We start from the raw sequence: 19,155 nt of genomic DNA on the forward strand, positions 1-19,155 counted from the left end.
CGATCCATCAATCCAGCGTCGGGTTGCGTGCCAGGAACATCGGGTTCAGCCAGGCCTCGGGAACGCTGCGCGGCGCGCGCGACAGGTAGCGAACCCGCGTCTCCTTGTGGTTGCTCAGCTGGTCGCGCAGCACCATCTCGGTCACCTGTGTCGGGGCGGCAGGTTTGTCGAGCACGAAGGACGCCTGCTTCGCGAGCTTGTCCGACTGCACGTACAGCTCGGCCTTGATCGGCTCGTGCAGCCGGGTGCCCAGCCACAGTTCGATGCGCTGGTAGGTGACGCCCCTGCGGCCGGCCGCGAGGCTCAGGTGAACGCAGGCGGCGTCGCCGCAGCGCTCTTCGCCGACGACGCGGCCGCCGTAGTCGTCGGCCCAGCTCAGCGTCGCGATGTCGCCGGTCGACGCATCGCCCAGCAGCTTCTGCATCGGCGTGATGCGCAGCGGCCGCTGGCTGCCGGGCATCAGCAGCCAGAAGTCGTCGCCCAACATCAACACCTTCTGGCCCTTCTCGGCCGGGCTTTGCATCAGCACCAGCGAGCGGTGGCCGGTTTGCGCGAACACCGTGTAGCGGCGCTCCTTGTCGGGCGAACCGTCGGTGTTGAAGACGGCGATCAGCGTGTCGACCTGCAGGTCGTCGCTGCTCATGCGGAAGCGGTCGGCGGCCTTCAGCAGCGGGGCGACGTCCTGCGCGTGCACCGAGGCGGCGAGCAGGCCGAGCGCGGCCATCAGCAAGCGTTTCATCGAGGACTCCTTCAGGTGTGGGCCAGCGCATCCACCACCGGCGTGTGGACGGTCTTGCGGGCGACCACCGCGGCCGCGGCCATCGCGAGCAGCAGCATCGCGAGCACGGTGGCGGCGACCATCGGCGGGTCGAGCTCGATGGTCAGCGGGTAGCCGCTCGATCGGCCGGGCGGCGGCGGCATCTGCACCGGCACCAGGTACAGCAGCAGCGAGACCGCGCCGGCCAGCGCCGCGCCGAGCAGCGCGCCGGCGCCGCCGAGCAGCATGCCCTCCAGTGCCAGCGTGCGCAGCAGCTGCGACGGCAAGGTGCCGAGCGCGCGCAGCGTGCCGATCTCGCGCGTGCGCTCGATGATGGCCATCGCCATCGCGTTGGCGACGACGAACACCACGATCACGCCGATGATCAGCCCGAGCGCACCGAAGATGCGGTTGTAGAGCTCTCGCACCGAGCGGTAGAAGAAGGCCTGGTCGAGCCAGGTCTGCACGGTGAGCGACGGAAACAGCGCGGCCACGCGGGCTCGCGCCGGCGCGGTCGATTCCATCCGGTCGAGGAACACGCCGAGCGTCGACACCCGCGTCGTGTTCAGCAGCTTCTGCGCAGTCGCGAGGTCGGTGTAGACGAGGCGCTTGTCGATCTCCGGCACGCCGGTCGAGAACACGCCCTTCACGCGCACGTCGAGCGCGTTCAGCGCGCCGTCGGTGGTGCTGGCCAGCAGCGTCAGGCTGCTGCCGGGCACGGCCTTCAGGCTGCGCGCGAGGCCGTCGCCGAGCATCACCTCGGCGCGGTCGGCGCCGGCGAGCACCTCGCCGGCGGTCATCGCGAGGAACGGGCCCTTCACCGCGAACTCGCCATCGGGATCGACGCCGCTGGCCACCATCACGGTCGACTTGTCGCCGTTGCTGACCAGGCCGCTGAACTCCACGCGCGGCAGCACCTGGCGCACCGCGCGGTCGGCCAGCAACTGTGCGCGCAGCGTGGCCGCGTCGTCGAGGCCGTGCTGCAGCGGCGTGTCTTCGTCGGTCGTGAACTGCGCCGGCCGGCCGACGACCAGGTGCCCGCTGCTGCGCGCCGCGGCCTGCGCCAGCGCGTGGTAGGTCGACAGCGCGAAGCCGCCGGCCAGCAGGATGGCCGCGGTGCCGAGCGCCGCGATGCCGATGGTGACCAGCGAGCGGCGGCGGTTGCGCAGCGTGTTCAGCCACGCGAAGCGGAGCCACTTCATTCGATCCTCCCGTCGCGCAGCGCCAGCGTGCGGTCGCAGCGGGTCGTGAGACGCGCATCGTGCGTCGCGATCACGAAAGCGGCGCCTTCGGCATGGCCGCGTTCGCGCATCAGCGCCAGCACCTGGTCGGCGGTGACCGAGTCGAGGCTCGCGGTCGGCTCGTCGGCGATCACCAGCCGAGGCCGCTTGACCAGCGCCCGCGCGATCGCGACCCGCTGCCGCTGCCCGCCCGACAGGGCATCGGGGCGGTGCGCGGCATGGTCCTGCAGGCCGACCGCGTGCAATTGCGCGGCGACCCGCTCGCGTCGCTCGGCCGCCGGCACGCCGGCGAGGAACAGCGGGTAGTCGACGTTCTCGGCCACCGTCATCACCGGCACCAGGTTGAAGCCCTGGAACACGAAGCCGAGCGCGTCGCGGCGCAGCAGCGTGCGCTGCACCTCGTCGAGCCCGGCGACGTCGCGGCCGTCGATCCGGATCTCGCCGCTGTCGGGGGTGTCGATCAGGCCGCACAGGTTCAGGACCGTGCTCTTGCCGCTGCCCGACGGGCCGGTCAGCGCGAGCAGCTCGCCGCGGACCACCGCGAGGTCGACGCCCTGCAGCGCCGGGATCACGTGCGACCCGAGGCGATACGTCTTGCGCACGCCGCGCAGCTCGACGACCGCATTCACGACGGCAAGCCCTGCAGCGCCGCCCGTGCCTGCTCGGCCTGCGGCGCGCCGCGCTGCACCACCTGCTCGTAGAAGCGGCGCGCATCGGCCACGCGGTTCTCCTTCGCGGCCTGCGCGCCGGCGCGCATCCACACCGTGGCCTGGAACGGCAGCGGCGCCTGCGCCAGCAGCGGGCTGGCGAGCACCTCGGCCAGCAGCGCGTTGCCGCGCGCGCCGCGGTGCATGAAGTCGGGCACCGCGAGGAAGGTGCTGGCCGCGACGAAGCGCGTCTCCAGGCTGGCCGGCGTGCCGTGCTGGCCGATCGCATCGTGCGCCGGCGTCAGCAGTGCCAGCGCCTTGTCGAGCATCGCCAGGCCGTCTTCGGCGAAGCTCATCTTCTTCCACGGCAGCATCGTCGTGCGGGCCTTCATCGCGATGGCCGCGCCGCTGTAGGCCATCAGCACCGGGCTCGTCGGCTCGGCCTGCTGCAGCTTGTCGAAGGCCTCGGCCGCGTCGTCGACGGCCGCCTTGTCGCCGGCCATGCCCTGGTTGAAGCGCTGGAACGCCGGCTGGAATTGCGTGTCGGGCGCGGCCTGGCTGGTGCCGATCGCCAGCGTGAGCGTGGCCAGGGCGAGTGCGCGTGGCATGAAGGAAGGGCTCATCGAAGTCTCCGGAGGGTGTCGATGCCGCCCATCGTCCGAGCCCTGGGCCACACACGCAGCCTCGCTGCGACGAAGCGGAACCGGCCGGCGCCAGACGCCGCAACAGTGGCGCGAGCGACGTTCCGTGGCCTAGAATCCACCCGCTTGTCGGGGTGCCGAGGATGCGAATCCAAGGCTGAGAGGGCTTCACCGCCCAACCCGTTGAACCTGATCGGGGTCATCCCCGCGTAGGAAACAGCACTCGGCCACCGGTCCCATCTGCTCAGGCAGGGCACGGTCTCCCAGGCAGGCACACCACCTCTGGAGACCGCATGGCCAAGCAAGCTTCCTCCGTCGACACCGACGAGCTCTCCCGCCGCATCACGCGCACGCCGTTCGCCGGCTCCCGCAAGGTCTACCTCGACGGCAGCCGCCCCGACCTGCGGGTGCCGTTCCGCGAGATCGCGCTGTCCGACACGCTGGTGCAGCAGCCGCAGGGCGAGCCGCTGCGCGAACCGAACCCGCCGCTGCGCGTCTACGACCCGTCGGGCCCGTACACCGATCCGCAGGCCGCGATCGACATCACCCGCGGCCTGCCGCCGCTGCGCCGCGCGTGGATTGCCGACCGCGCCGACACCGACGCGCTGCCGCAGATCAGCAGCGCCTACGGCCGCGGCCGGCTCGACGACCCGGCGCTGGCCGCGCTGCGCATGGCGAATCCGCCGCTGCCGCGCCGCGCGAAGCAAGGCGCCAACGTCTCGCAGATGCACTACGCGCGCCGCGGCCTCGTCACGCCGGAGATGGAGTTCATCGCGCTGCGCGAGAACCTGGTGAAGGCGCAGCTGCGCGAACGCCTCGCGACCGAGCGCCTGCCGCAGCGCGGCCATCCGTTCGGCGCCGCGCTCGCGCAGGACATCACGCCGGAGTTCGTGCGCGGCGAGGTGGCCCGCGGCCGCGCGGTGATCCCGTGCAACATCAACCACCCCGAGAGCGAGCCGATGGTGATCGGCCGCAACTTCCTGGTGAAGGTCAATGCCAACATCGGCAACTCGGCGGTGACCTCGGGCATCGAGGAAGAGGTCGACAAGCTGGTGTGGGCGATCCGCTGGGGCGCCGACACGGTGATGGACCTGTCGACCGGCGAGAACATCCACGAGACCCGCGAGTGGATCCTGCGCAACTCGCCGGTGCCCATCGGCACCGTGCCGATCTACCAGGCGCTCGAGAAGGTGAACGGCCGCGCCGAGGACCTCACCTGGGCGTTGTTCCGCGACACGCTCGTCGAGCAGGCCGAGCAGGGCGTCGACTACTTCACCATCCATGCCGGCGTGCGGCTCGCGCACGTGCCGCTCACCGCGAACCGCCTGACCGGCATCGTCTCGCGCGGCGGCTCGATCATGGCCAAGTGGTGCCTGTCGCACCACCGCGAGAGCTTCCTGTACGAGCACTTCGACGAGATCTGCGAGATCATGAAGGCGTACGACGTCTGCTTCTCGCTCGGCGACGGCCTGCGCCCCGGCTCGATCGCCGATGCGAACGACGACGCCCAGTTCGCCGAACTGGCCACGCTGGGCGAGCTGACGCAGGTGGCCTGGCGGCACGACGTGCAGGTGATGATCGAAGGCCCCGGCCACGTGCCGCTGCAGCTGGTGCAGGAGAACGTCGACAAGCAGCTCGCCGCCTGTGCCGAGGCGCCGTTCTACACGCTCGGGCCGCTGATCACCGACATCTCGCCCGGCTACGACCACATCGCGTCGGCGATGGGCGCGGCCAACATCGGCTGGTATGGCACCGCGATGCTCTGCTACGTGACGCCGAAGGAGCACCTCGGGCTGCCGAACCGCGACGACGTGAAGCAGGGCCTGATCGCCTACAAGATCGCCGCGCATGCGGCCGACCTGGCGAAGGGCTTTCCCGGCGCGCAGATGTGGGACAACGCGGTCTCGAAGGCGCGCTTCGAGTTCCGCTGGGAAGACCAGTTCCGCCTCGCGATCGATCCCGACACCGCGATGGCCTACCACGACGAGACGCTGCCGAAGGAGAACGCGAAGGTCGCGCACTTCTGCTCGATGTGCGGCCCGAAGTTTTGCTCGATGAAGATCAGCCAGGAGGTGCGGGCCTTCGCGCAGCGCGACGCTGCCGCGAAGCCCGTGATCGAGATCCGCCAGGCGATGGACGGCAAGGCCGAAGAGTTCCGCGCGCACGGCGGCGAGCTCTACCTCTGAGCATGGCCACCGACGACGAGGTGCTGATCGCCGGCGCGGGCCTCGCCGGCCGGCTGTGCGCCTGGCGCTATGCGCGCGCCGGCCGCCGGGTGCGGCTGTTCGATGCGGCACGGCGCGACGACACGCGTTCGGCCAGCGCGGTGGCGGCGGCGATGCTGTCGCCGCTGGCCGAGCTGGCGGTGGCCGATGCGCAGGTGCATGCGCTCGCGCAGCAGGCGATGGCGCTGTGGCCCGACTGGCTGCTCGCGCTGCAGGCCGACAGCGGCCGGCCGGTGTACTTCCGGCGCGCCGGCACGCTGGTCGTGGCGCATGCAGCAGACGGCGGCAGCCTCGACCATTTCGAGCGCGTGCTGCGGCACAAGCTGGCGCCCGCGGAGCAGCATGCGATCCAGCGGCTCGACGCGGCCGGCATCGCCGCGCACGAGCCGGCGCTCGACAGCCGCTTCGCCCGCGGCCTGCTGCTGGCCGGCGAGGGGCAGATCGCCAACGACGAGCTGCTCGCTGCCTTGGCGCGCGCGCTCGACCGCTTCCGGGTGCACTGGCACCAGGACGAGCCGGTGCAGCAGCTGCATGCCGGCGGGCTGCGCACCGCGCAGGGCGAGTTCCGCGCGCCGCTGGTGATCGACACCCGCGGCCTCGGTGCGCGCGCCGACTGGCCGGGGCTGCGCGGCGTGCGCGGCGAGATCCTCAGCGTCGAATGCGACGGCATCGCGCTGCAGCGGCCGGTGCGGCTGATGCACCCGCGCTACCAGCTGTACGTGGCGCCGCGGCCGAAGCAGCGCTTCATCGTCGGTGCCACCGAGCTCGAATCGGAAGATGCCGGCCCGCCCAGCCTGCGTTCGGTGCTGGAGCTGGGCAGCGCGCTGTACAGCCTGCACCCGGCCTTTGCCGAAGCGCGCGTGCTGCGCATCGACGCGGCACTGCGGCCGGCGCTCGACGACCACCGGCCGCAGCTGCGCCGGCACGGCGGCGTCTGGCAACTCAACGGGCTGTACCGCCACGGCTACCTGTGCGCGCCGGCGCTGGTCGACCAACTTCTCCAGGAGACGACGACGTGATGACCCCGACGATGACCGAGGTGTCGATGAATGGCCGCCTGCTGCAGACGCCGGCGGCGACGCTGGCCGAGCTGCTGCGGCAGCAAGGCTACGACGCGCAGGCCGCGATGGCCTGCGCGATCAACCGGCAGTTCGTGCCGCGTGCGCGTTGGCCGCTGCAGGCGCTGCAGGCCGGCGACCGCATCGACGTGATCGCACCGGTGACGGGAGGCTGACGATGACCCCCTGGACCCTCGCCGGCACGCCGCTCGCCAGCCGCCTGCTGCTCGGCACTGCGCACTACCCGTCGCCGCAGGTGCTGGCCGATGCGGTGCAGGCCAGCGGCACGCAGGTGCTGACGGTCGGCCTGCGCCGCCTGCAGCCGGAGCACGGCGGCGGCAATGCGTTCTGGCAGCGCGTGCGGGCGCTCGGCTGCCACGTGCTGCCGAACACCGCTGGCTGCCATGGCGCGCAGGAGGCGATCACGCTGGCGCAGATGGCACGCGAGCTGTTCGACACGCCGTGGATCAAGCTCGAGGTGATCGGTGACGACTACACGCTGCAGCCCGACCCGTTCGGCACGCTGGAGGCCGCGCGCGTGCTGGTGCGCGACGGCTTCCAGGTGCTCGCGTACACCACCGACGACCTGGTGCTCGCGCAGCGCCTGCACGAGGCCGGCTGCGCCGCGGTGATGCCTTGGGCCGCGCCGATCGGCACCGGCCGCGGGCCGCAGAACCCGTCGGCGTTGCAGACGCTGCGCTCGCGCTTGCCCGATGCGGTGCTGATCGTCGACGCCGGCCTCGGCCGGCCGTCGCATGCGGCGCAGGTGATGGAGATGGGCTTCGACGCGGTGCTGCTGAACACCGCGGTCGCGCAGGCCGGCGACCCGGTGCGCATGGCGCGCGCGTTCGCGCAGGCGGTCGATGCCGGTCGGCTGGCGTTCGAGGCCACGCCGATGGGCGAGCGGCAGACCGCGCAGGCGTCGACGCCGACGCTGGGCATGCCGTTCTGGCACCAGAGCTGAAAGGGGCGACGCGATGCGACCGTTGTTGACGATCGCCGGGCACGACCCGGTTCATGGGGCCGGCATCACCGCCGACCTGGCGACCTGGCAGGCGATGGGGCTGGCCGGCAGCAGCGTCGTGACCGCGCTGACGGTGCAGGACAGCCGCGGGCTGACCGCGCTGCAGCCGGCGCCCGCCGCGCTGGTGCGCGACGCGCTGCAGGCGCTGCTGCGCGATGGCGAGCCGGCGTCCATCAAGATCGGCATGCTGGGGTCGCTGGAGGTGCTGCGCGAGGTGCACGAGTTCGTCGCGGCGCGGCGCTGCCCGGTGGTGCTCGATCCGGTGCTCGGTGCGACCAACGGCCATGCCAGCCACGATGCCGACCGCACCGAGTGGCTGGTCGCGATGCGCGCGCTGGCGCGCGATGTCGACGTGGTCACGCCGAACCGGCCCGAGGCGCAGCAGCTGGGTGCGCTCGACGGCCCGGCCGCGGTGGTGCTGAAGGGCGGCCATGCCGACGGCGAGCTTGCGATCGACGAGGTGGTCGATGGCGGCCGGCGCGCGTGGCTGTCGACACCGCGCCTGGCCGGGTCGGCCCATGGCAGCGGCTGCGTGTTCTCGGCCGCGCTGGCCGGCGCGCTCGCGCAGGGCTGGGGGGTGTTCGATGCCGCCTGCGTCGCGAAGCTGCGGGTCACCGCCGGCCTGGCGCAGGCACGCGTTGTGGGCCCGGGGCGGCCGAACATGAATGCGGCTGCACTGGCCGACAGCTCGCACCTGCCGGCCTTCCGCTGGGCCGAGCGGCCGCGTGAGGGCGTGGCGACCCCGCTCCCGGCCTTCGCGCCGGTCAGCGGCCTGCTCGGCTTCTACGCGGTGCTGCCGGATGCCGACTGGATCGAGCGCGCGCTCGCGATGGGCGTGCGCACGCTGCAGCTGCGCCTGAAGGCCGGCAGCCTGCCGCCGGCCGAGCTGCACGCGCAGCTGCGCGCGGCGGTGCGGGCGGCGCGCGAGGTGCAGGGCGCGCAGCTCTTCATCAACGACCACTGGCGCGAGGCGCTGGCGCTGGGGGCCTACGGCGTGCACCTCGGGCAGGAGGATGTCGACACCGCCGACCTCGACGCGCTGCGGTCGGCCGGGCTGCGCCTGGGGCTCAGTTCGCACACGCCGCTGGAGATGTGCCGCGCGCATGCGCTGCGCCCGTCGTACATCGCGATCGGGCCGGTCTACCCGACGACGCTGAAGGCGATGGCCTACGAGCCGGTCGGGCTGCAGCGGCTGGCGCAATGGGCGTCGTGGCTGAAGCCGGGCTACCCGGTGGTCGCGATCGGCGGCATCAGCCTGGAGCGGGCGCCGCAGGTGGCTGCCTGCGGCGTCGATTCGATCGCGGTCGTCAGCGCGCTGACGCAGGCGGCGGACCCGCAGGCCGTGGCATCGGCGTTCATGCGCCTGTAGCCCGAATGCCGATCCGGGTCGGTGCGTCCGGGATCGGCCTGCGGGCTACGGCTTCGGCTCGGCGACGAACCCGATGCGGTTCAACCCTGCCTTCTGCACGACGCCGATCAGCTCGGCAACGCGGCCATACGGCACCGTGCGGTCCGCGCGCAGCTGCACTTCGGTGGCCGGGTTCTTCTGTGCCGCCTGCAGGACCTGCGCGGCAAACGCATCGGCCTCCACCGGCTGGTCGCCGACGAAAAGCCGCCCCTGCGCGTCGATCGACACCGCAATGAAATCCGGCGTCTCGCTCGGCGTCGCGGCCTCGGCACGCGGCAGGTCGAGCTTCAGGCTGGAGCTCATCAGCGGCGCGGTGATCATGAAGATGACCAGCAGCACCAGCATCACGTCGATCAGCGGCGTCATGTTGATGTCGCTCATCGGCGTCGGCCCGGCCGTGCGTTCGAGGCGACCGAAGGCCATCGCGGCGAACCCGTCAGGCCTGCGCGGCGACGGCGGCGTCGCGGCGGTGGTCGATCACCATTTCGCGCAGGTCGTGCGCGAAGCCTTCGAGCTCGGCCTCGCAGGCGCCGACGCGCTTGCCGAACACGTTGTAGGCGAGCACCGCGGGAATCGCGACCGCCAAGCCGGCGGCCGTCATCACCAGCGCTTCGCCGACCGGACCCGACACCTTCTCGATCGTGATCGAACCGCCGGCCGAGATGCTCAGCAGCGCGTGGTAGATGCCCCAGACCGTGCCGAACAGGCCGATGAACGGCGCAGTGCTGCCGATCGACGCCAGCAGCACCTGGCCGAACTGCAGTTGCGCGAGCACCGCGTGCAGCGCATCGCGCAAGCGCCGCGTGAGCTGGGATTCGAGCCGGCCGAGGCCTTCGAGCGTGCCGGCCGGCGGCGTCGCGATCGCGGCGTCGAGCAGCGGGCGCAGCACGGCTTCGCGGTCGAACGCGGCCAGTTGTTCGCGGCCGCTGTCGAGCGTCGGCGCGGCCCAGAAGGCCGGCACCGCGCGGGCGATGTCGAGCCGCGCGCGGCGCAGCAGCCAGCCTTTCCAGAAGATCAGCACCCAGGCGCTGACCGACATCAGCAGCAGCAGTGCGGCCACGCTGCGCGTGATCAGGTCGCCCTGCTGCCAGAAGTGCTCGACGCTCGTCATGCGGGCGTGGATGCGGTGCTCACAGGCCCAGCACGTCGTTCATCGAGAACAGCCCGCTCGATCGCGACGCGAGGAACCGGGCCGCCCGCAGGCTGCCCTGCGCGTAGGTGACGCGGCTCGAGCTCTTGTGGGTGATCTCGATGCGCTCGCCGGTGCCGGCGAACAGCACCGTGTGGTCGCCGACGATGTCGCCGCCGCGCATCGTCGCGAAACCGATCGTCGACGGGTCGCGTTCGCCGGTGACGCCTTCGCGGCCGTAGACCGCGCAATCCTTCAGGTTGCGGCCCAGCGCCTTCGCGACCACCTCGCCCATTGCCAGCGCGGTGCCGCTCGGCGCATCGACCTTGTGGCGGTGGTGGGCTTCGAGGATCTCGATGTCGTAGCCTTCGTTCAGCGCGCGTGCGGCCAGGTCGAGCAGCTTGAACGCGACGTTGACGCCGACGCTCATGTTCGGCGACATCATGATCGCGACGTGCCGGGCATGTTCGGCAATCGCGGCCTTCTGGCCGTCGCTGAAGCCGGTGGTGCCGATCACCGCCTTGACACCGAGTTCGCGGCACGCCGCCAGGTGCGCGAGCGTGCCGTCGGGGCGGGTGAAGTCGATCAGCACCTGCGCGTTGGCGAGGCCGGCGCGCAGGTCGTCGGTGATGGCGACGCCGCTGCTGCGGCCGAGCCACGCGGTGGCGTCGTGGCCCAGCGCGGGGGTGCCGGGGCGGTCGAGCGCGCCGGCGAGAACGCAGTCGTCGGCCGCGGCGACCGCTTCGATCAGCATGCGGCCCATCCGGCCGCTGGCGCCCGCGATCGCGATGCGCAATGGAGCCGCGCTGCTCATGAACGCTCGAGCGGCGGATAGGCGCGGACCGGGCCTTCGGGGGCCGACGCGGCAGGCTCGGGCGGCTTCGGCGGCACCGGCAGCGCCTTCAGCTGCTCGTCGGTCAGCGCGAGTGGCGGCGCATTGCGCGAGGTCTTGAAGGTGTCGATCGATTCGACGAATTCGCGTTCGCCGGGCAGCTCGGGGGCGTTGATGCTGACCATCTTGTCGCCGTCGAACAGCACGACGACGCTGCGCTGCTGCGGCTCGGCGCCCTGGCGCTTGATCGTGAAGACGTAGTCCCAGCGGTTCGCATGGAAGGTGTCGGTCAGCAGCGGCGAGCCGAGCACGTCGCGCACCTGGGCGCGGGTCTGGCCCGGCTTCACCAGGGCCACCTGCTCCTTGGTCAGCACGTTGCCCTGCACGACCTCGACGCGGTAGGGCGTGATCACGCCCAGGAAGTTGTCCGAGGATTGCAGCGAACTGCAGCCGGCGACGGACGCCGCGGCTGCCAGCGCCAGGAACGGGAAAGAACGCATGGTGATGTGCGTGCGCGCCGGGAGGCGGGCATCAACCTCGATATGATCCGACGATTCTAGCGGGTGGCCCCGGCTGCCCCGCCCTGCCGTGCCACCGAGAAGCGTCACCGAGATTTGCCATGTCCAACGCCGATGAACTCAAGAGCAGCGGCCTGAAGGCCACGCTGCCCCGCATCAAGATCCTGGACGTGTTCCAGAACACCTCGCAGCGGCACATGACCGCCGAGGACGTCTACAAGGCCTTGCTGGTCGAAGGGGCCGACATCGGACTGGCCACCGTGTACCGCGTGCTGATGCAGTTCGAGCAGGCCGGCATCCTGTCGCGCAACCACTTCGAGTCGGGCAAGGCGGTGTTCGAGCTGAACGAGGGCAAGCACCACGACCACCTGGTCTGCCTCGACTGCGGCAAGGTCGAGGAGTTCTACGACGCCGAGATCGAGAAGCGGCAGAAGAACGTCGCGCACTCGCGCGGCTTCGAGCTGCAGGACCATGCGCTGGCGCTGTACGCGGTGTGCACCAAGAAAAACTGCGAGAACAAGAAGTAACGCGCCGCGAACCCGGCGCTCGGTCAAGCAACGCCCCAGGATCCGGCTCCGCCGGGCCGAGGGGTGGCGCCCGACGGGGGCCGAGCCCGGACATGAACAGTCCTGAGGACTGTTCGCGCCTGGCGAGGGGCTGGGCCTCTGGCCCAGCGCGGCCTGCAAGGCAGGAGCGCAGCGACTGGGGGGGCTAATTGAAGTCCGGGTTCTGCATCGCGCGCTGGTGGCGCTCGATGAACTCTCGGTAGGTGTCGATGCCGCGCAGCTGAAGGATGGTGTTGCGCACCGCGGCTTCGACCAGCACCGCCAGGTTGCGCCCGGCGTCGACCGCGATCACCACCTTGCGCACCGGCACGTTGAGGATGTCCTCGTTCAGCGGCTCGTAGGGCAGGCGCTCGAAGTCGCGGTCCAGTGTCTCCTTGCGCACCAGGTGCACGATCAGCTTCAGCCGCATCTTCCGGCGCACTGCGGTCTCGCCGAAGATCGCCTTGATGTCGAGCAGGCCGATGCCGCGCACCTCCAGCAGGTTCAGCAGCAGTTCCGGGCAGCGGCCTTCGAGCGCTGTCTGCGAGATGCGGAACAGGTCGACCGCATCGTCGGCCACCAGCCCGTGGCCGCGCGAGATCAGCTCCAGCCCCAGCTCGCTCTTGCCGAGGCCCGATTCGCCGGTGAGCAGCACGCCGACGCCGAGGATGTCCATGAACACGCCGTGGCGCGTCGTGCGTTCGGCAAACAGCTGGCTCAGGTAGCCGCGCACCACGTCGATCACGTGGCCGGCCGATTCGTCGGTGACGAACAGCGGGATGTCGGCGCGGTCGCACAGCGCGACCAGCCGGTTCGGCGGGATCTGCTTGTCGGCGACGATCACCACCGGCGGCTCCAGCGTCACGATGCGCTGGATGCGGCGCTCCTGGTCTTCCGGCGACGCGTCCTGCAGGTACGCGACCTCCCGGCGGCCGACGATCTGCACGCGGTATGGGTGGATGTAGTTCAGGTAGCCGACCAGGTCGGCGGCCGATTGCGCGTTGCGCACCGCGGCCTCGTCGAAACGGCGTTCCGGGTGGGCGTGTCCGGCGATCCATTCCCAGCGCAGCGCCGGGCGGTGTTCCTCGAACAGCGCTTCCGCGCTGATGACCGACGGTTTCACGCGAAGGCCCCGGCGAGCCGGCTGTGCGAGGTCATGCGACCGACTTCAGCGGTTCCCAATTGGAGATCAACTCGTGGACGCGCGCCGCCGGGGCCTCGCTCTTCAGGCGCTCGCGCAGCTCGCGCTCGCTGAGCATCTCGGCGATCTCGGACAGGATCTCGAGGTGGCGTTGCGTGGCGGCTTCGGGCACCAGCAGGAAGACCAGCAGGCTGACCGGCTCGTCATCGGGGGCGTCGAACGGAATCGGCTGCTGCACGCGCACGACGGCGGCCAGTGGATTCTTCAGCCCCTTGATGCGGCCGTGCGGGATCGCGACGCCATGGCCCAGGCCGGTGGAACCAAGGCGTTCGCGGGCAAAGAGGTTGTCGGTGACGGTGGCGCGCGCGATGGCGTGCTGGTTCTCGAACAACAGGCCCGCATGCTCGAACGCACGCTTCTTGCTGGTGGCCTCCACGTCGATCAGGACGTTGGTCACGGGGAGAATGGCGGCGAGTCGGTTCATCGGCGGGTCACTTCTGGCCTCGGATGGAGGCATTCATTCGGCGATGTGCCGCGGCGGTATGCCGCGACAGTCTTAACGGGAAATTATAGAAACCGGGTTGACAGCACGGGGCCGGACTGCGTCGCCAGGAGCCAAATTCTGCACGCGGCGCTGCATTGCAGCAACGCGCCGGCGCCGTTTGCGCCGGATGTTGCACCAGGCGCGGGCCAAACCTTGCAGATTCCCTACCGGAAAACCAGGCGGCGCCTGAACGAAAAAGCGGCCCGCAGGCCGCTCGACGGTCGTTTCCGCGGGTGGCGGATTCACAAGGTCGCATCGATCCGCTTGGCAGCCACATGGTGGTGGTCCTGCAGCTTGTCCTTGTGGCGGCAAACCTGCCGGTCCAGCTTGTCCATCAGCTGGTCGATGGCCGCGTAGAGGTCTTCGTGGCAGTTCTCGACGAAGATGTCCTTGCCCTTCACATGCAGCGTGACTTCAGCCTTTTGCCTGCGTTCCTTCTCCTTCAGCTTCTCGACGGATAGCAGCACGTTGATGTCCACCACCTGGTCAAAATGGCGCGTGATCCGGTCCAGCTTGGTAAGCACGTACTCTCTCAGGGCCGGTGTCACCTCAAGGTGATGTCCGCTGATCGTCAAGTTCATGAGATCTCCTTTCGCAGGGGTGGGGGGAAGCTGGGGGAGGGGGTCGCCGTGAACGGCCGGGGCGATGCGTGAGGAGGTGGTGGACCGGGAGGTCGTTGAAACCAGTGTGCACCCGGACGTAGGGTGTGACAAGCAAAAGACACCCGCATGACTGCGGTATCGGGCCCTCGCACTGGACGGCACGGCGAAGGCGTGAGAAGGTCCACGTTTTCAGCGATGTGATAATCCCGCGTTGACCTGAACGTCTGCCGGAGCCCTTGCATGCTGAATGTGTTCACGCTGGTCAACGGCCGGCTGTTTCAGGAAGAAATCGCGAGCGCCGACACGCTGGCCCACGTGACGCCGGTGTGGGTCGACCTCGAAGCGCCGACCCCCGAGGAAAAGAGCTGGATCGCCGAGCATTTCGGCGTGACCATCCCCGAGGACGTGGTCGACGACGACCTGGAAGAATCGGCCCGCTTCTACGAAGAAGACAACGGCGAGCTGCACATCCGCTCCGACTTCCTGATCGATGACGACGAAACCCCGCGCAACGTGCGGGTCGCCTTCATCCTGCACAACAAGGTGCTGTTCTCGATCCACGGCGAAGACCTGCCGGTGTTCCGGTTGCTGCGCCTGCGGGCGCGCCGCATCCCGGCGCTGATCGAGGACGCGAAGGACGTGCTGCTGAAGCTCTACGACGCCGATGCCGAGTACAGCGCCGATGCGCTCGAGGGCATCTACGACAGCCTGGAGGCGGTCGGCGCGCGCGTGCTGAAGAAGGAGATCACCGACAGCGACGCCGCGCTGGTGCTGGCCGCGATCGCGCGCGAGGAGGACCTGAACGGCCGCATCCGCCGCAACGTGATGGACACTCGCCGCGCGGTCAGCTTCATGATGCGCAGCCGCATGCTGAACGCCGAGCAGTTCGAGGAGTCGCGCCAGATCCTGCGCGACATCGACTCGCTGGACAGCCACACCGCGTTCCTGTTCGACAAGATCAACTTCCTGATGGACGCGACGGTCGGCTTCATCAACATCAACCAGAACAAGATCATCAAGCTGTTCTCGGTCGCCAGCGTCGCGCTGCTGCCGCCGACGCTGATCGCCAGCATCTACGGCATGAACTTCAAGATGATGCCGGAGCTGGACTGGTCGCTCGGCTACCCGTATGCGCTGGTGCTGATGCTGCTCAGCGTGGTCGCGCCGTTCTGGTACTTCCGCCGCAAGGGCTGGCTCTGATGACGCCCACCCCCGAGACGCTGCGCGTCTCCCCCTCAAGGGGGCGCGCCCGGTGGACCGGCGGAGCCGGCTCCACGGGCGCCGCTTGATCATGCCGATCAGGCTTCCCGCTTCAGCGTGAATTGCATGACGCCGGTGTTGCCGGTCTCGAAGGCCGCCTCGCAGTACGCGAGGTAGAACTCCCAGGTGCGCATGAAGCGGGTGTCGAAGCCGAGGCGGCGCACGCGCGCGTCCTCGGCCGCGAAGCGCTCGCGCCAGCGGCGCAGCGTCTCGGCATAGTCCTCGCCGAACGACAGCTCGTTGACCACCTTCAGCCCGGCGCGCGCGGCCGCAGCGCGGAAGGCCTGCGGGCTCGGCAGCAGGCCGCCGGGGAAGATGTACTGCTGGATGAAATCGGTCGAGCGCACATAGCGATCGAACAGGTCGTCGCGGATCGTGATGCTCTGGATGCAGGCCCGGCCGCCCGGTTTCAGCTGGCGGCGCAGCATCTCGAAGAAGCCCGGCCAGTAGTCGCGGCCGACCGCCTCGAACATCTCGATCGACACGACGGCGTCGAACGGGCCATCGTCGATGTCGCGGTAATCCTGGTAGCGCAGCTCGCCCGGCAGGCCGGCATCCTTCAGCCGGCGCTGCGCCCAGGCGAGCTGCTCGGCCGACAGCGTCACGCCGGTGACCTGCGCGCTGAACTCGCGCGCCGCGCATTCGGCGAGCGCGCCCCAGCCGCAGCCGACCTCCAGCACCCGGTCGCCGGGCCGCACACCGCATTCGACGAGCGTGCGCCGCATCTTGGCCGCCTGCGCCGCGGGCAGGTCCTGCGTGCGGTTGCCGTCGAACCAGGCGGCGGAGTAGTTCATCGTCGGGTCGAGCCACAGCCGGTAGAACGCGTTGCCGAGGTCGTAGTGCGCATGGATGTTCTTCTTGCTGCCGCGTCGCGAGTTGCGGTTGAACAGGTGGCGCGCCCGGTACAGCAGCGCGCCCCACCAGCGGCCGTAGACCACCGCCTCCATCTCGTCGCGGTTCGCGATGAACAGCTTCAGCAGCGTCGCGAGGTCCGGCGTGCTCCAGTCGCCGGCGATGAAGCTTTCGGCAAAGCCGATGTCGCCGGATCTGAGCGCCGCCGTCGCGGCATTCCAGTTGCGCAGCCGCAGCGCCGCGCGCCATTCACCGTCGTGGCCGACATGCAGTTGTTGGCCGCTGGGCAGCTGGATGTCGAGCGTGCCGTGACGCAGGCGTTCGAGCAGGTGCAGCACCGGGCGAGCGGCCATCGGCACGGTGTCGGGCAGGGTCCGGAGTGCGAAGCTGGTGGAGGATCGAAACGGCATGGGGGGGCTTGGACAACAGGGGGTCAGCGGGTGATGAACCGCGCCGGCGGCGCCGGCTTGCGCACGAAGGGCACGCGCTTGCAGAGCAGCTTCAGCGCCTGCCAGTGGATGCGCGCGACGACGGCCAGCGTCATCAGCGGCATGCCGAAGAAGGCGGCGCGCGCGCTGCAGGCCGTCAGCGGGGCGAGCGTGCCCGAGACGCTGGTGCGGATCAGCGGGCCGTCGTTGTCGTCATGGTCGATGCGGGCGATGGTTCTCATCGGAGAGTTCATACGCGAATCGGCGGCCGGCGGATGCACGCCGCTCAGCATGAAGCGAAAGCGGTAGCGCCCGCGTGGCTCGCAGAACGGCGAGACGTGGAACACCTTGTCGGCCGTCAGCTCGCGGCCCCACGCGAGCGTCGGTCCCTGCAGCAGGTAGCAGTGCCGCTCGTCGAAGGTGTTGTTGACCTCGACGACGATCGCGCCGAGCGCCCCATCGGCGCGGTGGCAGTACCAGAAGCTGACCGGCTTGAAAGTGTGGCCGAGCACCCGCGGCAGGCAGTGCAGCCAGACCTCGCCGCGGGTTTCGTCGTGCAGGCCCTCGGCGGCCAGCAATTCGTCGAGCCAGGCCAGGCAGTCGTCGCGGCCGTCGCCATGGTCGCGGTCGCTGAAGCTGACAAGCCCGAAGCGGTTGCGGTGCAATGCCGGCGACGGCTGCGCGCGCAGGCTGCGCAGCGGCAGCATCAGGAACCAGCTGCGGTAGGCGAAGCGGTTGACCACCGGCCGCAGGCGCGCATGCCGGACTTGGCCGGTGCCGATCAGCGGCTGCGCGGGTGCCGTCACGCGGCGACACCCTGCTCCGCGGCGGCCCACCGTTGGCGCAGGCCGTCGACGACCGCGAGGCCCGACATCAACCCGTCTTCATGGAAGCCGTAGCGCGTCCACGCGCCGCAGAACCAGGTGTGGGCCTGGCCCTGCAGCGTCGGCAGGCGCCGCTGCGCGTCGATCGCGGCCAGGTCGAACACCGGATGGGCGTAGTCGAATTCGCCATGCACCCGGTCGGCCGCCGGCTCGCGCACCGGGTTCAGTGAGACGATCACCGGCTCGCGAAACGGCAGCGGCTGCAGGCGGTTGATCAGGTAGTGCAGGCAGACCGTCGCCTGCTCGCGCGGCAGCTCGGCCGCGCGCTCGTAGTTCCAGGCCGCCCACGCGCGGTGCAGCTGCGGCAGTTGCCGCGTGTCGGTGTGCAGCACTGCGCGGTTGCGCTGGTAGCGGATCGCGCCGAGCAGCGCGCGTTCGGCCGGCGTCGCGTCGTCGAGCAGCGCGAGCGACTGGTCGCTGTGGCAGGCCAGCACCAGCTCGTCGAAGCGCTCGCTGCCGGCATCGGTGCGCACCATCACGCCGGCGCTGCCATGCCCCGGCGGCAGGCGCCGCACGCCGCGCACCGGCGCATTGAGCCGCGCGTCGGCGAGGCGCGGCAGCATCTTCTCGACATAGCGGCGCGCCCCGCCGACCACGGTGAACCAGCACGGCCGATCCGCCACCTGCAGCAGCCCGTGGTTGTGGCAGAAGCGGATCATCGTCGCCATCGGAAAGCGCAGCATCTGCTCGGTCGGGCACGACCAGATGCTGCCGATCATCGGCAGGAAGTAGCCGTCGCGGAACATCGCCGAGAAGCGCTGCGCGTCGAGGAAGTCGCCGATCGACTGCTGCATCTGCCCGTCATCGCCCCGTTCGGCGATGCGGGTGGCCACGCGGTTGAAACGCAGCACCTCGGCCAGCATGCCGAGGAAGCGCGGGCGCAGCAGGTTGCGGCGCTGCGCGAACACGCTGTTCAGGTCGCTGCCGCTCCATTCGAGGCCGGTCGACGGCGCCTGCACCGAGAACGACATCTCGGTCGCAGTGGTCGCGACGCCGAGTTCGGCGAACAGTGCGATCAGCCGCGGGTAGGTGCGTTCGTTGAAGACGAGGAAACCGGTGTCGACGCCGTGCGTGACGCCGTTGAGTGTCAGATCGACGGTGTGCGTGTGCCCGCCGAAATACGGGCCGGCTTCGAACAGCGTGACCCGGGCTTCATCGGCCAGCCGCCAAGCCACCGAGAGGCCCGCGATGCCCGAGCCGACGACGGCGATGCGTCGCATGGCGGCTCAGGCCCGGTCGGCCGGGGCGCACAGGCCCGGGCCGGGAATAAAAACCGCTGCACAGCGCCCCGCGGCGAAGGAGGGAGGGAGGAGGGAGGAGGAGAACCGCCCCGGGATTTCAGCCTGCTGGGCAGGCCGGCTGTGCAACGCAAGAACAGGATCCAAACACGTGCCGCTGGCCGAGGCCCCGGCACGTCTC

General features: G+C 70.2%; 21 protein-coding genes and 1 riboswitch. Of the genes, 7 read left to right on the forward strand and 14 right to left on the reverse strand.

Features of this window, described 5'->3' with window-relative positions; genetic code table 11:
- Positions 1-7 precede the first annotated feature (7 nt).
- From FHT26_RS19090 to FHT26_RS19105, 4 genes are read right to left on the reverse strand one after another with little or no spacing between them, the layout of a single operon-like run.
- Positions 8-739 (reverse strand): outer membrane lipoprotein-sorting protein, encoded by a 732-nt coding sequence (locus tag FHT26_RS19090; protein ID WP_168561680.1) that lies wholly within the window; start codon positions 737-739, stop codon positions 8-10.
- An 11-nt stretch (positions 740-750) separates the two neighbouring features.
- The gene (locus tag FHT26_RS19095) at positions 751-1,959 is read right to left on the reverse strand and encodes an ABC transporter permease (RefSeq protein WP_168561681.1); all 1,209 of its coding nucleotides are present in this window, start codon (positions 1,957-1,959) and stop codon (positions 751-753) included.
- Positions 1,956-2,627 (reverse strand): ATP-binding cassette domain-containing protein, encoded by a 672-nt coding sequence (locus tag FHT26_RS19100; protein WP_168561682.1) that lies wholly within the window; start codon positions 2,625-2,627, stop codon positions 1,956-1,958. The genes FHT26_RS19095 and FHT26_RS19100 overlap by 4 nt, the downstream gene beginning before the upstream one ends.
- Positions 2,624-3,268, reverse strand: a complete 645-nt coding sequence (locus FHT26_RS19105; protein WP_168561683.1) for a hypothetical protein — start codon at positions 3,266-3,268, stop codon at positions 2,624-2,626. The genes FHT26_RS19100 and FHT26_RS19105 overlap by 4 nt, the downstream gene beginning before the upstream one ends.
- A 138-nt stretch (positions 3,269-3,406) precedes the next feature.
- Positions 3,407-3,519, forward strand: a riboswitch (TPP riboswitch).
- Between the two features lie 60 nt (positions 3,520-3,579).
- On the opposite strand from FHT26_RS19105, the gene thiC reads away from it, so the two are divergent.
- From thiC to thiE, 5 genes are read left to right on the forward strand one after another with little or no spacing between them, the layout of a single operon-like run.
- Entirely contained in the window at positions 3,580-5,472 is a 1,893-nt protein-coding gene (gene thiC / locus FHT26_RS19110; RefSeq protein ID WP_168561684.1) for a phosphomethylpyrimidine synthase ThiC, read from the forward strand.
- Between the two features lie 2 nt (positions 5,473-5,474).
- Positions 5,475-6,530, forward strand: coding sequence for an FAD-dependent oxidoreductase (locus tag FHT26_RS19115; protein WP_168561685.1), 1,056 nt, complete (start codon positions 5,475-5,477; stop codon positions 6,528-6,530).
- On the forward strand, positions 6,530-6,745 hold the full coding sequence (gene thiS, locus FHT26_RS19120) for a sulfur carrier protein ThiS (RefSeq protein WP_246868005.1): 216 nt from the start codon (positions 6,530-6,532) through the stop codon (positions 6,743-6,745). The genes FHT26_RS19115 and thiS overlap by 1 nt, the downstream gene beginning before the upstream one ends.
- A 2-nt stretch (positions 6,746-6,747) precedes the next feature.
- The gene (locus tag FHT26_RS19125) at positions 6,748-7,533 is read left to right on the forward strand and encodes a thiazole synthase (RefSeq protein ID WP_168561686.1); all 786 of its coding nucleotides are present in this window, start codon (positions 6,748-6,750) and stop codon (positions 7,531-7,533) included.
- Positions 7,534-7,546: 13 nt separating this feature from the next.
- Positions 7,547-8,962 carry a thiamine phosphate synthase gene (gene thiE, locus FHT26_RS19130; RefSeq protein WP_168561687.1) on the forward strand — a complete coding sequence of 472 codons (1,416 nt, stop codon included), beginning with the start codon at positions 7,547-7,549 and terminating at the stop codon, positions 8,960-8,962.
- A gap of 45 nt (positions 8,963-9,007) precedes the next feature.
- Here the strand turns inward: thiE and FHT26_RS19135 are convergent, their stop codons facing one another.
- From FHT26_RS19135 to FHT26_RS19150, 4 genes are read right to left on the reverse strand one after another with little or no spacing between them, the layout of a single operon-like run.
- Positions 9,008-9,424 (reverse strand): ExbD/TolR family protein, encoded by a 417-nt coding sequence (locus FHT26_RS19135; RefSeq protein ID WP_168561688.1) that lies wholly within the window; start codon positions 9,422-9,424, stop codon positions 9,008-9,010.
- A 13-nt stretch (positions 9,425-9,437) separates the two neighbouring features.
- The gene (locus FHT26_RS19140) at positions 9,438-10,112 is read right to left on the reverse strand and encodes a MotA/TolQ/ExbB proton channel family protein (RefSeq protein WP_168561689.1); all 675 of its coding nucleotides are present in this window, start codon (positions 10,110-10,112) and stop codon (positions 9,438-9,440) included.
- A gap of 19 nt (positions 10,113-10,131) precedes the next feature.
- Entirely contained in the window at positions 10,132-10,944 is an 813-nt protein-coding gene (gene dapB / locus FHT26_RS19145) for a 4-hydroxy-tetrahydrodipicolinate reductase (protein WP_168561690.1), read from the reverse strand.
- The gene (locus tag FHT26_RS19150; RefSeq protein ID WP_168561691.1) at positions 10,941-11,462 is read right to left on the reverse strand and encodes an outer membrane protein assembly factor BamE; all 522 of its coding nucleotides are present in this window, start codon (positions 11,460-11,462) and stop codon (positions 10,941-10,943) included. Before FHT26_RS19150 ends, dapB begins: the two co-directional genes overlap by 4 nt.
- A 119-nt stretch (positions 11,463-11,581) precedes the next feature.
- Between FHT26_RS19150 and fur the strand changes: the two genes are divergently transcribed.
- Positions 11,582-12,007, forward strand: coding sequence for a ferric iron uptake transcriptional regulator (gene fur, locus FHT26_RS19155; protein ID WP_168561692.1), 426 nt, complete (start codon positions 11,582-11,584; stop codon positions 12,005-12,007).
- Between the two features lie 184 nt (positions 12,008-12,191).
- Here the strand turns inward: fur and hprK are convergent, their stop codons facing one another.
- The 3 genes from hprK to hpf form a co-directional block, all read right to left on the reverse strand.
- Positions 12,192-13,148, reverse strand: a complete 957-nt coding sequence (hprK, locus tag FHT26_RS19160) for an HPr(Ser) kinase/phosphatase (RefSeq protein WP_168561693.1) — start codon at positions 13,146-13,148, stop codon at positions 12,192-12,194.
- Between the two features lie 31 nt (positions 13,149-13,179).
- Positions 13,180-13,650, reverse strand: coding sequence for a PTS sugar transporter subunit IIA (locus FHT26_RS19165; protein WP_168561694.1), 471 nt, complete (start codon positions 13,648-13,650; stop codon positions 13,180-13,182).
- Between the two features lie 302 nt (positions 13,651-13,952).
- Complete coding sequence (gene hpf / locus FHT26_RS19170; protein ID WP_047501829.1) at positions 13,953-14,291, reverse strand: ribosome hibernation-promoting factor, HPF/YfiA family; 339 nt, start codon at positions 14,289-14,291, stop codon at positions 13,953-13,955.
- Positions 14,292-14,552: 261 nt separating this feature from the next.
- Here hpf and corA point away from each other — a divergent pair, with 261 nt between their 5' ends.
- The gene (gene corA / locus FHT26_RS19175) at positions 14,553-15,512 is read left to right on the forward strand and encodes a magnesium/cobalt transporter CorA (RefSeq protein WP_168561695.1); all 960 of its coding nucleotides are present in this window, start codon (positions 14,553-14,555) and stop codon (positions 15,510-15,512) included.
- Positions 15,513-15,610: 98 nt separating this feature from the next.
- Here the strand turns inward: corA and FHT26_RS19180 are convergent, their stop codons facing one another.
- From FHT26_RS19180 to FHT26_RS19190, 3 genes are read right to left on the reverse strand one after another with little or no spacing between them, the layout of a single operon-like run.
- The gene (locus tag FHT26_RS19180; protein WP_168561696.1) at positions 15,611-16,834 is read right to left on the reverse strand and encodes an SAM-dependent methyltransferase; all 1,224 of its coding nucleotides are present in this window, start codon (positions 16,832-16,834) and stop codon (positions 15,611-15,613) included.
- A 23-nt stretch (positions 16,835-16,857) separates the two neighbouring features.
- The gene (locus FHT26_RS19185; RefSeq protein WP_168561697.1) at positions 16,858-17,658 is read right to left on the reverse strand and encodes a DUF1365 family protein; all 801 of its coding nucleotides are present in this window, start codon (positions 17,656-17,658) and stop codon (positions 16,858-16,860) included.
- Entirely contained in the window at positions 17,655-18,956 is a 1,302-nt protein-coding gene (locus FHT26_RS19190; protein ID WP_168561698.1) for an NAD(P)/FAD-dependent oxidoreductase, read from the reverse strand. The genes FHT26_RS19185 and FHT26_RS19190 overlap by 4 nt, the downstream gene beginning before the upstream one ends.
- Positions 18,957-19,155 lie beyond the last annotated feature (199 nt).

The organism is Rhizobacter sp. SG703, assembly GCF_012275445.1.
In the GTDB taxonomy this organism is placed as follows: Bacteria; Pseudomonadota; Gammaproteobacteria; order Burkholderiales; family Burkholderiaceae_C; genus Rhizobacter.